This window comes from Desulfosporosinus sp. Tol-M2, from assembly GCF_059735615.1.
On record NZ_JCAIJG010000033.1, the window covers coordinates 1 to 1,236 of the forward strand.

Here is a 1,236-nt window from a genome sequence, read left to right on the forward strand (position 1 = left end):
GACTTTCGTAATTTCCTTGGTATCACAGGCACAAAAGTACCGAGTCACGCGGCCCTAAGTCGCTTTCGCAGACTTTTGAGTGTGAGTGACGATACGATCAATGAACTTTCCAAGCCATATTTAAATCAAGCAGCCAAAATATAATAGATACGGCACGCATTGCGTGACTGTTGTTACTGACGCACTTTAATGTCCATAGATTGACGGTGTAAAATGTCTGAGTATAGTCTGATAGACTGACCAGAATAGATTAATGGACGAACGGATATTCTATGGTTAATTAAAACTGGTAAATATCCGTCCGTCATCAGTCAGTCCGTCGTTATTGTTTGAGATCGGCAACAGGTCTTTCTTTTGATGGTCAACAACGCCTTATTTTCTTTTTGTTGGCGGGGAAATTAAATCGAAAAAGATCCTTGTTCCTTCGGCGTCATATTTTACGACCATCGTTGTAACAGCGAGGTTAATTAGTGCATTTTGTGTCATTCCGAAGGTTGATGCCATTTTATCGAGGCTTTTTTTGATGTTCTCAGATAGTTCGATAGACTGTCTAGGCATTTTTCACCTCCTCATTCTGGTGCGAAGGATGATACTCTAGGCACCATAACAACACCAATATGAACCTCCCAATCTAGTTTGGGAGTCGGATAAACGAAGAATAAGCGGCGGATCAGCGAGACCTTTAGCAACAAGGGAACTAGGTTTATTGCCCATTGATGGTTTTGCCGATTCTCATGGTCTCATTACGGATACTTCCTGTGCCCTAAAGTATAGAATATCCGCCCTAGCCTCAGCTAACTTTTCAACATAGACCTTTCTAAACCAAACGTTTCTATTTTTAGTGGGTGGATACTGGTAAAACTTATCACTCACCTTACAGATCGCTTCGATCATTTCAGCTTGATCGTATCCAAGATCTACGGCTAATTTCATGGCCTGAGGAAGAAGATCATAAAAACCTGTCCTTATAAAGTAGCCTTCTAGGCGCATCATGATAATTCCCCCTCAATCACCCGTTTGACCATGCGGTCATCAATAATCCGATGACCATTTTGGGCACCATACATGAGGCAATGCGTACAAACCTTATTAATGAGTCTGGCTGCACCACTGGAGAAACGATAAATGTCATTGATCGCCGCCTCTGAAAAAACATCGCGAGTCGCACCTGCATAAGACAAGTGTCGCTGCATATAGGACTCGACCTCGGCACGATCATAGTGTATTAACTTACAC

General features: G+C 42.4%; 2 protein-coding genes and 1 pseudogene. All 3 read right to left on the bottom strand.

Annotation, left to right across the window (positions count from 1 at the left end; all coding sequences use genetic code 11):
* Positions 1 to 372 precede the first annotated feature (372 nt).
* Positions 373 to 558 carry a hypothetical protein gene (locus AC6I5A_RS01310; RefSeq protein WP_034610830.1) on the bottom strand — a complete coding sequence of 62 codons (186 nt, stop codon included), beginning with the start codon at positions 556 to 558 and terminating at the stop codon, positions 373 to 375.
* A 174-nt stretch (positions 559 to 732) separates the two neighbouring features.
* Positions 733 to 993 carry a hypothetical protein gene (locus AC6I5A_RS01315; RefSeq protein ID WP_034610831.1) on the bottom strand — a complete coding sequence of 87 codons (261 nt, stop codon included), beginning with the start codon at positions 991 to 993 and terminating at the stop codon, positions 733 to 735.
* Positions 990 to 1,236 (bottom strand): annotated as a pseudogene (locus AC6I5A_RS01320) (AAA family ATPase); the annotation flags it as partial. The gene AC6I5A_RS01315 and the pseudogene AC6I5A_RS01320, both read right to left, overlap by 4 nt.

Excerpts from the sequence above, each read along its gene's own strand:
- AC6I5A_RS01315 (WP_034610831.1), bottom strand. The coding sequence starts at position 993 with ATGATGCGCCTAGAAGGCTACTTTATAAGGACAGGTTTTTATGATCTT.
- AC6I5A_RS01310 (WP_034610830.1), bottom strand. The coding sequence starts at position 558 with ATGCCTAGACAGTCTATCGAACTATCTGAGAACATCAAAAAAAGCCTC.